Here is a 16,975-nt window from a genome sequence, read left to right as displayed (position 1 = left end):
CTTATGAATGATACTCTCAATATAAGTTCGTCTGAAACACAGAGGAATAATAAAGTAGAGGTAATACCAAAGGAAATTAAATTTGCTTTTTGGCTACTATGTTGTTGTTTTGCCATGTGGGGTTTGGCAAATAACATGACTGATGTACTTATTGCACAGTTTCGAAAAGTATTTACTTTAACCGATATGCAATCCGGTTTGGTACAAACGGCTTTCTATGGCGCTTATTTTTGTTTGGCTCTTCCCGCTGCGCTTTTCATACAGCGATACAGTTATAAAGCCGGAGTGCTTTTGGGCCTTGGATTGTTTGCAACCGGCGCACTGCTATTTTATCCCGCCGCGCAAGCAATGGAATATTTACCTTTCTTGCTGGCATTATTTGTTCTAGCTGGCGGTCTCTCCATTCTAGAAACAAGTGCCAACCCATACATATTAGCGATGGGTCCTGAAGAAACCGCAACTCGACGTCTAAATATTGCTCAAGCTTGTAACCCTATTGGTTCGATCACTGGGGTGTTAATTGGCAAATTTTACATCTTATCGCAACTAAACCCTGCAACGGATAGTGAACGTGCGGCCATGGCTGCTGACGAACTAGCGAAAATTCAATCTGACGAACTGTACGCAGTAATGATGCCCTATATGGGCGTAGCAGTTGTTATTGCTTTAATTTGGCTATTGATTCTTAAAACTAAGATGCCGGCCGCAAAGGACACAAGTACTACCGGTGAGTCTACATTTGGTCAGGCGTACCGCCGTATTGTCAAGCGAAGCCACTTCACCAAAGGCGTGTTAGCTCAGTTTTTCTATGTCGGTGCGCAAATTGGTTGTTGGTCATGGACTATTCGTTACGTGATGCAAGAAGTCGGCGGTACAGAAGCAGAAGCATCAACATACCTACTGACATCTATTGTGATTTTCTCTGTCATGCGCTGGGTTTGTGTCGCGCTGATGAAACACATTGAACCACAAAAACTACTTGCTGCTTTGGCTGCGATCGCTGCGATTTTAGTCGCTGTAATCATGGTAGTGGGTGGGTTAGCAGGAGCTTATGCACTAGTCGGTGTGTCTGCATGTATGTCTCTGATGTTCCCGACTATTTTTGGGCTATCACTGAGAGATTTAGGGTCTGATTCAAAGTTTGGTGGAAGCTTCTTAATCATGGCAATCCTGGGTGGTGCACTGCTAACCGCCATCATGGGGCAAATCTCAGATGCAGCAGGCATTGGTGCCGCATTTGTTATCCCATTCATTGGCTTCGTTTACCTAGTGTACTACGGCGCAAAAGGTTACCAAGTTAAGTAAAGAATTATCCACAGGGGCAGCATTAACCTGCCCCCTGAATTAAAGAAATAATAAGGAACATCAATGATGTCACAGTTAGTTAAAATCGGTATTCGTCCTACCATCGACGGTCGTCAAATGGGTGTACGCGAATCTCTTGAAGATCAAACTATGGGAATGGCTCAGCGCGCAGCTCATTTTATTCAAGAGAATATTCGCCATGCTAGCGGAGAGAAAGTGGAGTGTGTCCTTGCCGACTCTTGTATTGGTGGTGTAGCAGAATCTGCTGCGACGGCTGACAAATTTAAACGTGAAAATGTGGGCCTTGTACTGACAGTAACACCGTGTTGGTGTTATGGCACAGAAACCATTGATATGGACCCGCATACACCAAAAGCCATCTGGGGTTTCAATGGTACTGAGCGTCCAGGTGCAGTATACCTAGCCGCCGCGATGGCAGGCCACTCACAAGTGGGTTTACCGGCATTCTCAATTTACGGCAAAGAAGTGCAAGACGCAGGAGACGAGTCAATCCCAAGTGACGTACAGGACAAGATTCTTCGCTTCTGCCGTGCAGGTTTAGCCGTCGCGTCAATGCGCGGTAAATCTTATCTCTCGATGGGCTCTGTATCTATGGGCATCGCGGGCTCTGTGGTTAACCCTGAGTTCTTCCAGAAGTATCTGGGCATGCGTAATGAATATGTCGATATGACAGAAATCAAACGCCGTTTGGATCGAGAAGTCTATGACAAGAAAGAGTTTGAACTGGCACGTGCTTGGGTACGAGACTGGTGTAAAGAAGGTAAAGATTATAACGGCACCCCTTTCACCGAAGAGCGTAAAGCAGAGGATTGGGATACCGTCATTAAGATGACCATGATCATGCGCGATTTGATGCAAGGCAACCCAAAACTTGCAGAGCTAGGCTTTGGTGAAGAATCGCTAGGACACAATGCTATTCTGGCTGGCTTCCAAGGTCAGCGTCATTGGACAGATCATTTGCCCAATGGCGATTTTTCAGAGGCCATCTTGAACTCCTCATTTGATTGGAACGGCATTCGTGAACCAATCTGTGTGGCAACAGAAAACGACGCGTTGAACGGCGTAAATATGATGTTTGGTAAGCTACTGACGGGTGAGGCTCAGGTTTTCCATGATGTTCGTACCTACTGGTCTGAAGATGCGGTAGAGCGTGTGACAGGGATCCGCCCAGATTCCGGTTTCTTGCACCTGGTTAACTCTGGCTCAGCAGCGCTCGATGGGGCAGGTAAAGCGAGAACAGCTGATGGTAAGCCGGCGATGAAACCGCACTGGGAACTGACACAAGCCGACGTTGAAGCGTCTCTAAATGCAACGAAATGGTGCCCAGCCATTGAAGAATACTTCCGTGGGGGCGGCTTCTCGTCTCAGTTCCTAACTGAAGGTGGTATGCCATTTACTATGCATCGAATCAACATTATCTCGGGTATTGGTCCAGTGCTGCAAATTGCTGAGGGGCACTCTATCGAACTGCCAGAAGATGTTCATAATACCCTAAATGAGCGCACTAACGCGACTTGGCCAACGACCTGGTTCGTCCCTCGCTTGACTGGCCAAGGCGCATTTAAATCGGTTTATGACGTTATGGCAAACTGGGGCGCTAACCACTGTGTTATCACTTCAGGCCACGTTGGCGGCGATTTAATCTCTCTCGCTGCAATGCTGCGTATTCCGGTATCGATGCATAACGTGGATAGCCAAGACATCTTTCGTCCGCATACTTGGTCTGCATTTGGTCAGGATGTTGAGGGACAGGACTATCGCGCTTGTCAGAACTTCGGCCCTATCTATAAGTAATTCAATAGGTAACTAATTTTGCCTGCCCCAACTTGGGGTAGGCCTTAAAGGGGTGAGTTATGTCGATTGCTATTATTCTTGATTGCGGAGCCACCAACGTCCGCTCTATTGCGATTAACCAGCAAGGTGAAATTGTTGCGTCGCACTATATTGCTAATGAAACGCTACAGAATGGCACTAAACATGTTTGGGATTTTCAACAGATTTGGAAAAAGCTTGTTGAGTGTTCAAAGCAGGTAACGGCTCAAATTAATTCGACGGATATTGTTGCCGTTTCTGTCACTACCTTTGGAGTGGACGGGGCGCCCTTCGATAAAGATGGAAAGCAGATCTATCCCATTATTTCTTGGAAATGTGCTCGTACCGCGCCTGTGATGAGCCAGATCTCGCAAGATATTGACCGCGATGAACTGTATTTGACCAACGGCATCGGGGATTATTCGTTCAATACCTTATTCAAGCTTAAGTGGTTGAAAGACAACGAACCAAAAGTCTATAGCAATATGGATAAGTGGGTGTTTATTTCGTCGATGTTGACACAAAAGCTGACGGGCGAATTAACAACCGATCGAACGATGGCTGGCACGTCGATGATGACGGACCTAGACAGCGGTGACTGGAATGAAGGGGTATTACAGTACCTAGAGCTGACGAAGGCGCACTTTCCTCCCATGGTTGAAGCGGGCGAAATAGTGGGTTGTTTAAAAGACGATGTCGCCTTCCTGCTTGGCATTCCAAACAGAGTTCCAGTGATTTCAGCAGGTCACGACACTCAGTTTGCTTTGTTCGGCTCTGGTGCCAAAGAGAATCAGTCTTTCTTAAGCTCAGGGACTTGGGAGATCTTGATGGCTCGTTCGCCACGTCCTCAGTTAAAACCTGACTATCTCAAAGAGGGCATGACAACAGAGCTTGATGCTAAAAATGATTTGTTTAACCCAGCAATCCAATGGCTCTCTAGTGCAGTAATGGAATGGGTCGCCAACACCTACTTTACGGATATTGCCGAGAGCAGCAGTAAATACGCGGTGATGGTTTCGGAAGGGGAAGCGGCCCCTATCGGTGCAAATGGCGTTAGGTTCGATCCATCCTTTTTACTTGGTGGTGACGGTAAAGGAAATGGTGCGATTACTGGCCTGTCCATTAATGCCACAAGGGGCGAGATATACCGCGCCGCTCTAGAAGGACTGGCCTTCAAACTCAAGAGCAGTCTGCACTATCTTTCCACGACTTGTCGCTTAAATACCGAGTGTTTAATGGTGGTGGGTGGTGGGTCTAAAAATAGACTGTGGAACCAAATAAGAGCTGACGTTGTTGGCATCCCTATCCATGTGGTTGAACAGCCTGAAGCCACAGTGACGGGGGCAGCGATGTATGCCTTTGCAGGGGCTGGGGTATTTATTGATGCCAATCATGCCCAAGAAAATATGAAGCCTGCTTACCAAGTCATCACCCCGTCTGAGAGCCGTGAACAATACGCCCAGTTATTGGAGGAATTACACAATGCTTAAAGGAATCCATCCGGCAATAAGCCCAGAACTGCTTGCCGTATTAAGTCGAATGGGGCATGGCGATGAAATTCTGTTTGCCGACGCCCATTTTCCTGCGGAGACGTTTGGATCGCATGTGGTGCTAAGAGCCGATGGCGTGAATATCGATACGCTGTTAGAGGGCACAATACCGCTATTTGAGCTCGACGTGTACTGCCAAAGCCCGCTGATCATGATGCAAGCAGTAGAGGGTGACCAGCTCGACCCAACAGTTGAATCGAAATACATGGCGGCAATCACAAAGACCACGAAAGACAAGCCTGCATTAGAACACATGGATCGTTTTGATTTTTACGACCGCGCCGAAAAATGCTTTGCAGTTGTACTGACGGGCGAAACCGCTAAATACGGAAACATCATTTTAAAGAAAGGCGTAACGCCAGCTTAAGGAAGTAATACGATGACAATAACAAGAAATGAACTAGCACAAGACATTATCGATACATGCTTAGAGATGACTAAGCTGGGATTAAACCAAGGCACCGCAGGTAATGTCTCGGTGCGCTATGAAGGTGGTTTATTGATCACTCCAACGGGTATTGAATATGAGAATCTGACACCGGAAAAGATCGTTTTTGTAAGCGAATCCGGAGAATTTGAGGAAGGCAAAATTCCATCAAGCGAATGGGCTTTCCACCTAACCTGCTACCAAGCGAGAGAGGATTGCCATGCCGTTGTTCACAACCACGCCATTAACGCGACAGCAGTGTCTATACTCAATCGTCCAATCCAGGCGATCCACTATATGGTTGCAGCATCGGGCGCGGCAGAAATACCTTGTGTACCTTATGCTACCTTTGGCTCTCCTAAGTTGGCTGATTATGTAGATGCTGGCATTCGTCAAAGTAAATCTATTCTTCTTCAACATCATGGCATGATCACCGTTGGTGAAAATCTGAAGAAAGCATTGTGGTTAGCACATGAAACCGAGGTATTGGCTGAGCTTTATCTCAAGTGTGCAGCGATTCAGCCAGACGTTCCAGTGCTTCCAAACCAAGAGATGGATCATGTACTCGATAAGTTCAAGACGTATGGATTGCGAGTTGAGAAGTAATTGATATCGGCCCGATCCGTCGGGCTCTTACCGTAAAGGAATGACTATGGTGTTTGCATTAAATTTACCAAAACTATCATTATCCGGCGTAGGTGCGGTGGCAGAATCTGTTGCAGTGTTGGACTGTCGACCCGTAAAAAAAGCAATGATAGTGACAGATAAAAACCTTATTGAATTGGGGATATTAGATTCTCTTTATTGTGCACTCGATGATAAAGGGTTCGATTATGTCACCTTTGATAAGGTCACCCCTAACCCGACCGTTAGTTTGGTTAATCAAGGTGCTGAGTTTTACCAACAGAGCGGGTGCGATTGTTTGATTGCGGTTGGTGGCGGTAGCCCTATTGATTGTGCGAAAGCGATTCGTATTGTCACATCAAATGAAGGCGAAATCACCGATTATAATGGGGTCGGCCTGGTTAAGAATAGCGGTGCGTTCTTTATTGCTATTAATACAACGGCGGGAACAGCGGCGGAGATGACGTCCAATTCGGTGATTACCGATGAGAAGAATCTCGTTAAGATGGTGATCGTCGACACCAAACAGATTCCAGATGTTGCGGTTAACGACCCATCATTGATGGTTGGTTTGCCTGCCTCTGTTACCGCTGCAACGGGTATGGATGCGCTGACCCATGCCATTGAGTCGGTTGTGACTCCTGGCGCCCATCGTTTAACACTTCCGACCGCACTCGAGGCGGTTAAGCTAATTGCCAAATGGCTGCCTATGGCAGTAAAGGATGGAGCGAACATAGAAGCTCGGTCGGCACTTGCTGATGCGCAATTTTTAGCGGGGATGTCGTTCAACTCAGCCGGATTAGGCGCGGTTCATGCGTTGTCACATCAGCCTTCGGCAACACACAACCTAGCGCATGGCGTTTGTAATGCTATCTTGCTGCCTGTGGTGAGCGCATTCAATGCTCAAACGATTCCAAGTGCGTTTAGGGAAGTAGCTGAAGCGATGGGTGGGGATACGTCTCAGTTAGACGACACTAATGCAGCCCTATTAGCGGTGGACCTGATTTGCACGTTGTCTCGTGAAGTGGGTATCCCTTCTGGGCTGGCTCATCTTGGGGTTAAGCATGCGGATATTGATGGTTGGGTTCAAAAAGCCATGGATGATGTTTGTATGGGAGGCAACCCAAGAACGTTGACCAGTGAAGACGTTTATCACCTTTACGAGTTGGCGTTATAGCAACCGTGTAGTGGTACTGTAGTGGCTGAGTGAATTTGGCCACTTGATTGGAGGTTTGCAATACTTGAAGTGATTCATAAATCACTAATTTAGGAAACTCGCTGAGAAGATTTTGTCCAACTATGAGTTGGCCTTTGCAGATCATTCATCCAATATTAACCGTTTTACTCAGTACAGATGTGATGTTGTAGGGTGGGAATGACAACGACCTAACCACGCTCCAAGCGTTGTTAAGTCGTTATTGGTTTTAGGTCAGGGCTTAATTGAGCGCTTTGATCAGAGTGATTTCGCGTTTGATTTGCTTACTCTCTTGCTCAGTCGCCTGCGCCAGTTTCTTTTCGCGTGTGGTTATGGCTGCTTGTTTGGCTTCGTCAGATTTGAACATCAGTTCTTTTACGTTGATAGAAGCGATGTTTGTGTAGCGGCCATCGTCACTGGTTGGGATTGATATGGTTTTATCATTAATCAATGATTTTACGATCTCACGCTGTTCATTGTAACGACTCTCTAAACCAGAAAGTGCCCATCGTTGTTGAGGCTTACCCTCATACTGGCCGTTCTTTTCTTCTTTAAGATATTTGATAGTCATGTTACGAATCGTGCCTGCTTCTTCTCCATACTCTGCTTCCGTATCAAAGAGTACAGGGAATGATTCACCTTCTAGCACGCCGCCTTTCTTGGTTAGATGACCCATTCGATAGCTATTCATACCAATACGGATCTCTGTTTGATCAGTAACCGGTGTGCCATCAGCAAACGCGAGGTTGGTGATGCGGGTACCTGCAGGTTGAGTGAGGTCGATGGTATAAGTCACGCCCGCGAAGAAGTCATTGGTCGAATATTTTGAAGCTCTACGTTCAGGGTTAAAGCTGTAGGTCACATCGCCAGGTTGTACTGAGTTGAAGTAGCCTGCAGACCATTCCATGTAGGTTCTTAACTCTTTGCCTGTCATCTGATAGACAGTGATTTCGCCACCTGCGTATTGGTAGTTGTACGCGATGTCTTTGGCTTTGATTGGGCCAACATCGAGCTCTGCATTGTCGTTGTCTATTTGAAGTGCAATGACATTGGCTTTGGGTGCATAGAAGAAGCTCGCTTCTTGGAATAGCGCACTGATGCCTGTGTCTTGAACATGGACTTGAGGGATACCGCGGATTTCGTTTTCTGGGACTAAATCAACGCCGGTAAGTTGAGCGACAGGTCTGTTCGCCATTTCTCGGAGTTGTTTGTGGTAAGGCTGGTATAACTCGTCCATATTCTCATCAGAGTCGATACCTTTAATTTTATAGGTGAAGCTGTCTTTGTTGACGAGAGTGAATGTGCCATCGCGCTCTTCAAATTGAAGATCAATACGAGATAGGGCGCGGCCATATTTGTCGGGTTCAGTAATAATAACGCCATTTACAACGGCTTTATCGATGCGAGTGTGCATGTGGCCAGCGACGATGGCATCAAGCTCTGGGTTTGCATTGGCAATGTCGGTGACACCGGTGTCGGCAATGTCATTCTCGTTCTCAATTCCCATATGGGCAACCAATATGATGGCATCCACTTTATCATCAATCTCTTTGACGATTTTCTTCACTTCCAAGGTTGGATTAGTGAAAGTGACGCCTTCTAAACGGTTGGTACCTTGCGCAAAGACCTCCGTCATTGGGGTATCCATTCCGATCACGCCGATCTTAATGCTACCGCGTTCTAGGATGGTGTAACCAGGCAGGAATGGGTTTCCGTTTTTGTTCTTTATGTTGCCACCGAGAGACTGCCCTTTAAATTGGGTAACGGCCCTGTTGAGGGTTTTGAGGCCAAAGTCGAATTCGTGGTTACCTAAAACCCACACATCGTATTTCATGTGATTAAAGCCAAGCATCATTGGATCAACGGGCTCGTCTTTGAAGGTTTCTACGAAGTTGCCTTGGATGGTATCGCCAGCGTCGACAAGGATAATGTTAGATTGCTCTTTGCGGATCTCACCAACTTTGGTCGCGATTTGGCTCAAGCTACCACGAGTGTTGAGTTTATCTGCCGCGTAATCCCACGCCATAAAATGACCGTGGATATCTGAAGTACCCAGTATCGTGACATCGTGTATATCGCCATCAGCTGCAAAGGTGGGAAAGGCTAGAGAGAGTAGGATGGCGCTTGATAGTATGTGTCTTTTCATAAGTATGTTCACATCGTGGTTTTAAGTATGACGCTACCATATAGAATCGAGGTTATCTTATGGGTGATCAGTATCACATTTCTAATGATATAACTAATTGATGTTTCAAATAAATGTGATTCATGACCATCTCGTAACCACTTAAGTTATGGAGAAATGCACCACAACTCTTCGCTATCTTTTCAATCTTCGATTTCTTTAATCAAACTTCCTAAGCGATGGTGTATTAACAAGCACGCTTGTAAGCTGTTGAACGTCTTGCCTGTTGAAATAAACAAGGTATATATCGTCCAACTCTCACTTACTGTGGCAGTAAGATGATCTTGCCCTCTAGGCGTGTGGTTTTCGATTCAATGAGATCAATCGCGGTTTGCACTTCATCGAATGGTAGATAGCGGTCAACGTCGAGCTGAATGTCGTTTGTGATGAAGTGATCTAGCATGGTCGTGAACTTATCACGGCGAACATCTTTACCTTCTGCTTCCTCCCAATAACGCAAGAAGAAGGTGCTGAAATCGATGTGTTGGTTTTTCGCGTACTCAAAGAAGCGTGGCTCGTAAAAATCCAACGACAGCGTCCCATAGTTGATAAAGCGCCCGTTGTTGCCAAGGGTGTGAACAAGATCGGTTCCGGGTGAGCCGCCAATCGCATCAAAGGCAACGGTTGGCATAGGCAAGCCTAATGCCTTAATTTGAGAAACTAGATCAGCGTTCGCATCTATCACCCAACAGGAAGTGGCAGGGTATTGTGTCTGCTGTGATGTAACGACAATGATGTTGAAGCCGAGTGATGCTGATAACTGGGAGAAGATCTTACCGATGGCTGAACTGCCCGCGTTGATGATCAACACATCCTCTTGGGTCAGCTTGGCTATTTCTGTCGTTAGCACCCATGCGGTTAGCGCATTAATGTACAACTGACAGGCGTAGCCATTGTCTAAATGTTGAGGAATTTGGAACAGATCATCTGGTGAGACATCAACATAGTTCTGCCATGTTCCACTGGTTGCCACAAGCACTCGTTGATTCACTATAAACTCAGCACTGCTGGATTCTACAATCCTTCCTACCGCTTCAAATCCCGGTACTCTCGGCGGCTGATGGCTATGTTTGTATTGGCCCACACCATAAATCGACAACAGATCACTAGGGTTGATGTTAGTCGCTTCAATTTGTACGCGAACTTTATCTCTGTCTAGTACCCCTAAAGCGACATGTTCTAACTTGAGAGATTCTTTTGGCTGACCGAAACGGAACTGGCTAATTCGGGTATTTTGCTTAGTGTCAGTCATAGTTTGGGCACCTTTATGGATTATGAGTACTGCATTGATTTTAAGTGTAGCGTGTTCATAAACAACCTTGGGTCGCTAATATTGCTTAACATAGCTGGCGTCGGTAAACAGTCGTCATCAACGTAGTCGACATAGTCTGCCGCCGAATCGAAGATCAAAATATCCAAAGCCAAACGATCCAAGCCATATCGGCCTCGGTGGATCATATCCGCTGAAAACACCAATAAGTCACCTGCGGCTAACGGTATCTGCTTACCACCAGAGATGTCATCGCTGCTCACTTTGCCGTTTTCTTCTTGGCGAACATTGTACTCTTCTTCGTTATCCCAACGTTTGTGCGTGCCGGGGATAAGTTCCATGCCGGGCTCATCAAAAAGGGGCACTCGCAGATGCAATACTTGGGTTTCCATGATGACTTTCATCTGGTCATCAATGTCGTAGTCGTATTGACAGTCACGATGCCAGAAGTCTTTTTGCTGCGGGTTTACTGGGTTGAAGAACAGCTGTGTATTCATGAATGCCGGCTTGTTCGGAATCACCGCATCAACCACATCCATCACTTGTTTCGAGCTGATGAAGTCGAAAAGCACGCTTCTATCGTCGGCAGGCAAATACTCGCTTCCCGTAATTAAAGACGAGTTAAATGCTTCTTCTTTATAGAATTCTTCGTTGTCTGCTTTCCATGATTCATGAAATTTCAGCACGACTTTTCTAAGCGATGCAATTTGAGCTTCATTGAAATAATTTCTGATAACAAAGTAACCATGTTCGTCGTAACGGTCACTTAATTGTTGGCTGTTTTCTACCACTGACTACCTTCGTTCATTCTTTGCTGTATAATAACTAAGGTCAACAGCCCCTAGAGATTTCTTGGGCGCATAATGCCAGACAGTTGTTATTCAACCAAGTAACGAGTGAAGAAGCCTGTAGATTCGGTGATGTTATGAAGCAATATTGAGGGCGAGTGTTACATGCCTATCCACATCATGGACTCATGCGACAAAAATCTCCGCATATGTGATCTACCCCCTTTTTTTATAAAATGAAAAGATTCATATGGTGAATGTTTTTGTGGTTTGCATGATTATTGACCATGTTGAAATTTGGTTGCGTATGGAAGATAGAAAATCATGGATGGTTTTTCGCTGGATATGAGAACACTTAATTTTATTATTATTTTGTTCTCTTTCATTTACTGTATTGGCTTGTTGTTATTTCAATTCACTCAACAGTCCATTAAAGGGCTTTCAATCTTTTCCATTTCAATATTTGTTATCGGAACTGGGCCGTTGATGTTGAGCCTAAGAGGGGAGTTCCCTGATTGGGTCACCGTTATTGGTGCCAATATGGTCATTGCGCTTGGTTTTCATCTCGCCTTGTATAGCTTATGTCTGTTTCGAGAATACTCTCTCAAATGCACCTACCTCAGTAGTCTAATGATGTTGGCTCTTTTGCCATGTTTTATTTACTTCACGTTCTATGAGCCTTCCATAAAGGCTCGAATTATCCTCATTAGTTTATATCTGGCTTTTGTGACTCTTTGCACTGCCTTTGCGGTATTAAAGGGCCGGCGTGATGACTTGACTCTAGGTATTCGGATGATGGCCTTGTCATTTACGATATATGGCGGGTTTATGGTTTTTCGAGTTGTGGTGACGCTATTTTCAACTGAGCTCCAGGATTTCATGGCGGCCACTCTCATTCATCAACTTGCCTTTTTAGTGAGCATCGTTCTTATTGTGTCGATGAGCTTTACAATGCTTTGGCTGATTAACGCAAGGTTGCTTAGTTCTATTCACGAGCTGTCCTACAGCGATCCTCTAACGGTACTGGGAAACCGCAGAGCATTAGATGAGATGGTTCCAGTTATCATGAAGCAGGCGGAAACTGCACCTGTTAGTGCCATTATGATGGATATTGATAATTTTAAGTCGATCAATGACCAACACGGACACATTGTAGGTGACCTCGTGATCAAGTCTTTTGCTGAAATGGTTCAAAGTGCGATAAAAACATCGCCTAAAGCCAGTGCGTTTCGTTTTGGCGGAGACGAGATAATGATTTTATTGCCTAATGTCGATTTCCAACAAGCTCAGGTTATTGCCTGCAAGTTACGATTGTCTATTTCAGAGGTATCAGCAGTACAAGAACATGAGATGTTTCTGACATCGAGTTTTGGTGTTGCTCAGCTTCACCCGCATGAGAGTTGGAATGGGTTTATTAGCCGAGCCGACAAAGCGTTATATCAAGCGAAAACAAACGGTCGCAATATGACTTCAATTTGTCCTAGTCATATTAACGAGCTCGTCACTGCCACATAACCAATACTGCTGCGATAGAAAGCAAGATGAGCGCAAGAATGTCTTTGCGCGCGATGCTTTGCCCTAACCAGAAATAGGATATCAACACCATGAAGATCACTTCGACTTGCCCGAGTGTCTTTACGTACGGCACGGCTTGAAGCGACATCGCGCTAAACCAACCCAGAGAACCGATAACACTCGCTAAGCTTGTCATGATGACTAGTTTCGACTTCTTGAATATCAGGCGCAGCGTGTCGCGTTCTCTGAAAAAGAGATACGTACAGATAATCACTGTCTGAAGGGAAATGACGAGGAACAGCACCCAAGCAGCGCTATGAGGGAAGGGCAACCCTATGCTCAAACTTGCTTCCCGTACCCAAAGAGACGTTAAAGCAAAGGCGGTGCTACACGTCATACCTAATAAGAACACTTTCGGGGACAAGCTTCGCCAGCCAGAAGCGCTACTCATGATTAGCACGCCTAAAGTACCAATAAGTACGCCGACCCAACCTGTTAGTGTCAAAGCAGTACCAAAAAACAATACGGATAGCACAGCAGATACGGGGGCTTCACACTTGGCTAAGCCTGCGCCTATCGCATAGTTTTCGAGCTTGAACAGCATCACCATTAAGCCGGTCGCGAGGATCTGCATGATGGCGGCAGCAACAATATAGAAAACAAACTCACCCGAAAAATCCGGTGCGGATACGGGCTGCCATTGATAGAGGGCGCAGAGGTAAATAAGGGCGATAGGGCTAGCCCAAATAAATCGCGCTAACGTTACGCCAGCCACGCTCATGGTGCCACTTAATTTACTTTGAAAGGCATTGCGCCAAGATTGGCTAAAGGCAGCAAGGAGAGTAAAGGCTATCCAACTAAAAGACATGACGCGTCCATGTGTTATGTAATTTGCTGATTATATTAACAAATAAAACCAATATAAGAAGCGACTTGTTCTTTTAATAAGCAATAGTCAGTTGCGTGAATCGCTCGGTTTTGAAGAATATTCGGTCTTTAAAACTTGCGCTGTAAACCTTAACGGCTTCATTTACTTGTCACTCGACATCAATCGATTGTTTAGAAAATCGCTTCTTTTCTGTTCTTGAAGTAGAACAGCGCGCTGATCAAAACGAACAGTAAGGTGAAGTAATAGAAAAAAGAAGACAGTGAGGCCAAGAAGGCAAGGTTCTGTTCTATTTCTTGTTCGGTGTAGCCCTGAGACACCAACTTATAGTAGTAAGCGTACAAGATACCGATCAGACCGTATCCGAGGTTAAACATCAAACCTTTGAAACTAAGAACGGTGGCTCTGTTGTGTGATTCGGTTTTTTTATTCAGGTGGTAGCTGATGAAAATGTTCATCGTCATGATGATAAAGATTAATACTAGTGCCGGAATGACTCCGTAAATCGACCAACCTAAACTGATCCAGTAATAAGTCGCCATGCTTGCCAATCCCATAACCACAATGAAGGTTTTAGCCTCCATACTCTCTGCTAATCTTCGGCTTTGTCCTGCCAATATAATCTTAAGCAAGCTGATACCCGCACCAATAAAACCAAAGTAGATAATTGGAATATCAATGGCCAGATAGTATTGGCTGTTCATGGTTAGGAACATGCGTGAGGTGTGTTCGAATAGGCTGTAGTAGAGCAAGATGAACAGCACGTAAGGCGTAGCGAATACCCATTTACCTGCATCGATCGTCAATTTAAGACTTGAGATGGTGGTTGCCAATTTGGTTTGGTCGCTTGGCATCACCTTCTTTTCTTCGCGCATATTAATCGCGGCATAGATAGCGATCATCGCTACAAATAGGGTGGCGAACACAGGAATACGCATCAGATCTTTGGTGCTTTCTGGTTCGGCTAGTCCAAGGAAATGAAAGATGTTCGTCATAAAATTCACGTCGTACATCGCCGCACCAATTAGTGTGACAAAGATACCGACCGTTGAGGCGACACGAAGCTGGATTTGCAGCACTCGAGGCCACAACTCTTCATTGCCTTGTTCTTTTAAGGTGTCGTAAGCCAATGCCTCGTCAGCACCGCTGGCCAGTGCCATCGCTAAGCCACTGAGAATCCGGTTAATCAGAAAAACAATGAACACCAAGTCTGGGTTTCCGGTTGGTACGAGCGCTATCATGGCGATCTCAACAAACATCACAATCGAAGACAGCACCACCAGTTTCTTGCGGCCTAAGGTATCGGCGAATGCACCCGACGGTACTTCAGCAAGCACAATGGTGGCCGCCCAAACTACATTGAGCATCGCGAATTGAGACAGGGTTAACCCGTAATCTAAATAAAGTAGGGTGAATATAGGGTAGTAAAAACGCGCAAAGTAGCTGCTTCTAAACATTAAGAAGTAGCGGACATTGGGAATTTTAAGGATCTCTTTGAGCGTCATGATAATTTCAGTAATTTAGATAACACATTATTATGTATAACCCTTTTACTCTTTTAAATCATGAATTGTTGTCAAATCCCTACAATATCTGGTTTGGGTGATCTTCGAACTCATTGTTCATAGTGGGTTATAGGTTTCTCGTCTTCAAATCACTTTCCCCTATTCATTTAGTTTGTGGTGCCGTTTCACTTGTTCGACTGATTTTGGTGCAAGATCGAACTTCTACAACGTCGCTCTCGTATTTACATCTTATTGTATGATTTAATTATTGGTAATAACGATACGCAATGAATCCAATGTAATTGAGGAAGCGAGCATGATCTTAGAGTCATTCAGTCTGGAAGGTAAAGTAGCGATAGTGACGGGCTGTAACACGGGGCTTGGGCAAGGTATTGCATTAGGCCTAGCGGAAGCCGGTTGTAAGGTTGTCGGTGTTAACCGAACAGAGCCTGAAGAGACTATTGAGAAAATGAGTGCAGCAGGTCATTCGTTCCTAAACGTGAGTGCTGATCTTCTCGAGCAAGCGTGCATTCCAGGGGTTATAGAGCGCACTTTGGCTGAGTTTGGCCAAGTCGACATTCTCGTGAACAATGCAGGAATTATTCGCCGCCAAGATGCTATTGAGTTCTCAGAGCAAGATTGGGATGACGTAATGAACGTGAACACCAAGACGGTGTTCTTTATGTCTCAGGCTGTTGCAAAGCAATTTAAGGCTCAAGGTACTGGCGGAAAGATCATTAACATTGCATCGATGCTCTCATTCCAAGGTGGCATTCGAGTTCCTTCCTATACGGCTTCAAAAAGTGCTGTGATGGGCGTGACACGTGCGATGGCGAACGAATGGGCGCGCGATAATATCAACGTGAATGCGATAGCCCCCGGTTATATGGAAACGAACAATACTCAAGCTCTGCGTGAAGATGCTGAGCGTAATCAAGCGATTCTTGAGCGTATTCCGGCTGAACGTTGGGGTAAACCGCAAGATATCGCAGGTCCTTGTGTGTTCTTAGCATCATCAGCATCGGATTACATTAATGGCTATACCATTGCTGTTGACGGTGGTTGGTTAGCACGCTAATTAGTTTTTTATTCTAAATTTTGAGTTTGCAGCAATCTTGCAGGAGAAGATAAATGAAAATCGCTTTAATGATGGAAAACAGTCAAGCAGGCAAAAATGCTATGGTATCAGCTGAACTAGAGTCAGTTGCTGGTGGTTTTGGTCACGATGTCTTCAACCTAGGAATGACAGACGAGAACGATCACCACTTAACGTATATTCATCTAGGTATTATGGCGAGCATTCTGATTAACTCAAAGGCTGTTGACTTTGTTGTGACAGGATGTGGCACTGGCCAAGGTGCTTTGATGTCACTGAACCTGCATCCGGGGGTGGTTTGTGGTTACTGCCTAGAGCCATCAGATGCTTTCTTGTTTAACCAAATTAACAACGGTAATGCTCTCGCTCTCGCTTTTGCTAAAGGCTTTGGCTGGGCAGGTGAACTCAACATTCGTTATATCTTTGAAAAAGCGTTCACAGGCGAGCGTGGTAATGGGTATCCACTAGAGCGTGCAGAACCACAGCAACGTAATGCAGCAATTTTGAATGAAGTGAAAGCGGCGGTGGTAAAAGATAACTTTATTGATTCTCTGAGAGCCATCGACCAAGATCTAGTGAAAACAGCGGTTGGCAGCGAACGTTTCCAACAATGCTTCTTTGAGCATTGCCAAAACCAAGAAATCGCTGATTATGTTCGTTCACTTTTAGATTAATTAGAGCGTTTAGTTCTGATAGAGCCAGCCTTGTTCGGCTGGCTTTTTGATGAATAATTAAAGCAATGTAATGAGACAAACAGTAATCAACTGGAAAAATGGCGATTCGTGTTTTCCTGCAT

General features: G+C 45.3%; 14 protein-coding genes. 9 read left to right on the top strand and 5 right to left on the bottom strand.

The genetic code is table 11. The features are described 5' to 3' along the window. Positions 1–135 precede the first annotated feature (135 nt). From fucP to AB4323_RS18300, 6 genes are all read left to right on the top strand, one after another. Entirely contained in the window at positions 136–1,305 is a 1,170-nt protein-coding gene (gene fucP, locus AB4323_RS18325) for an L-fucose:H+ symporter permease (RefSeq protein WP_017059999.1), read from the top strand. A gap of 66 nt (positions 1,306–1,371) precedes the next feature. After that, positions 1,372–3,120, top strand: coding sequence for an L-fucose isomerase (locus tag AB4323_RS18320; RefSeq protein WP_372153054.1), 1,749 nt, complete (start codon positions 1,372–1,374; stop codon positions 3,118–3,120). Between the two features lie 59 nt (positions 3,121–3,179). Next, the gene (gene fucK / locus AB4323_RS18315; protein ID WP_372153052.1) at positions 3,180–4,628 is read left to right on the top strand and encodes an L-fuculokinase; all 1,449 of its coding nucleotides are present in this window, start codon (positions 3,180–3,182) and stop codon (positions 4,626–4,628) included. Further along, positions 4,621–5,055 carry an L-fucose mutarotase gene (gene fucU / locus AB4323_RS18310; protein WP_017059996.1) on the top strand — a complete coding sequence of 145 codons (435 nt, stop codon included), beginning with the start codon at positions 4,621–4,623 and terminating at the stop codon, positions 5,053–5,055. The genes fucK and fucU overlap by 8 nt, the downstream gene beginning before the upstream one ends. 18 nt (positions 5,056–5,073) lie before the next feature. Continuing rightward, positions 5,074–5,721: an L-fuculose-phosphate aldolase gene (locus AB4323_RS18305; protein ID WP_029236427.1), complete on the top strand. Its 648-nt coding sequence runs from the start codon at positions 5,074–5,076 to the stop codon at positions 5,719–5,721. A gap of 46 nt (positions 5,722–5,767) precedes the next feature. After that, entirely contained in the window at positions 5,768–6,916 is a 1,149-nt protein-coding gene (locus AB4323_RS18300; RefSeq protein WP_017059994.1) for an iron-containing alcohol dehydrogenase, read from the top strand. 259 nt (positions 6,917–7,175) lie between these two features. Here AB4323_RS18300 and AB4323_RS18295 read toward each other — a convergent pair whose 3' ends face one another. The 3 genes from AB4323_RS18295 to AB4323_RS18285 form a co-directional block, all read right to left on the bottom strand. Then, positions 7,176–9,080 carry a bifunctional UDP-sugar hydrolase/5'-nucleotidase gene (locus AB4323_RS18295; RefSeq protein ID WP_372153050.1) on the bottom strand — a complete coding sequence of 635 codons (1,905 nt, stop codon included), beginning with the start codon at positions 9,078–9,080 and terminating at the stop codon, positions 7,176–7,178. Between the two features lie 301 nt (positions 9,081–9,381). Further along, a complete protein-coding gene (locus tag AB4323_RS18290) occupies positions 9,382–10,371 on the bottom strand; it encodes a zinc-dependent alcohol dehydrogenase family protein (RefSeq protein ID WP_372153048.1) in 990 nt (329 codons plus the stop codon). Positions 10,372–10,391: 20 nt separating this feature from the next. Continuing rightward, positions 10,392–11,180 carry a phytanoyl-CoA dioxygenase family protein gene (locus AB4323_RS18285; protein ID WP_017059991.1) on the bottom strand — a complete coding sequence of 263 codons (789 nt, stop codon included), beginning with the start codon at positions 11,178–11,180 and terminating at the stop codon, positions 10,392–10,394. 321 nt (positions 11,181–11,501) lie between these two features. On the opposite strand from AB4323_RS18285, the gene AB4323_RS18280 reads away from it, so the two are divergent. Then, the gene (locus tag AB4323_RS18280; protein WP_136981756.1) at positions 11,502–12,692 is read left to right on the top strand and encodes a GGDEF domain-containing protein; all 1,191 of its coding nucleotides are present in this window, start codon (positions 11,502–11,504) and stop codon (positions 12,690–12,692) included. Here AB4323_RS18280 and AB4323_RS18275 read toward each other — a convergent pair. Together AB4323_RS18275 and AB4323_RS18270 are read right to left on the bottom strand one after the other, a co-directional pair. Further along, positions 12,679–13,560 carry a multidrug transporter gene (locus AB4323_RS18275; RefSeq protein ID WP_371721016.1) on the bottom strand — a complete coding sequence of 294 codons (882 nt, stop codon included), beginning with the start codon at positions 13,558–13,560 and terminating at the stop codon, positions 12,679–12,681. The two genes, AB4323_RS18280 and AB4323_RS18275, sit on opposite strands and share 14 nt — an antisense overlap. Before the next feature lie 191 nt (positions 13,561–13,751). Further along, positions 13,752–15,083 carry an MFS transporter gene (locus AB4323_RS18270; RefSeq protein WP_136974696.1) on the bottom strand — a complete coding sequence of 444 codons (1,332 nt, stop codon included), beginning with the start codon at positions 15,081–15,083 and terminating at the stop codon, positions 13,752–13,754. A gap of 316 nt (positions 15,084–15,399) precedes the next feature. On the opposite strand from AB4323_RS18270, the gene kduD reads away from it, so the two are divergent. Together kduD and AB4323_RS18260 are read left to right on the top strand one after the other, a co-directional pair. After that, the gene (gene kduD, locus AB4323_RS18265) at positions 15,400–16,161 is read left to right on the top strand and encodes a 2-dehydro-3-deoxy-D-gluconate 5-dehydrogenase KduD (protein WP_017067926.1); all 762 of its coding nucleotides are present in this window, start codon (positions 15,400–15,402) and stop codon (positions 16,159–16,161) included. A 53-nt stretch (positions 16,162–16,214) separates the two neighbouring features. Continuing rightward, the gene (locus AB4323_RS18260) at positions 16,215–16,853 is read left to right on the top strand and encodes an RpiB/LacA/LacB family sugar-phosphate isomerase (protein ID WP_017067927.1); all 639 of its coding nucleotides are present in this window, start codon (positions 16,215–16,217) and stop codon (positions 16,851–16,853) included. Positions 16,854–16,975 lie beyond the last annotated feature (122 nt).

This window comes from Vibrio sp. 10N.261.52.C11, from assembly GCF_041471405.1.
Lineage (GTDB): Bacteria > Pseudomonadota > Gammaproteobacteria > Enterobacterales > Vibrionaceae > Vibrio > Vibrio crassostreae_C.
Note: the sequence above shows the minus strand (reverse complement) of the source record. Positions and strands in the feature narration are given on the sequence as shown.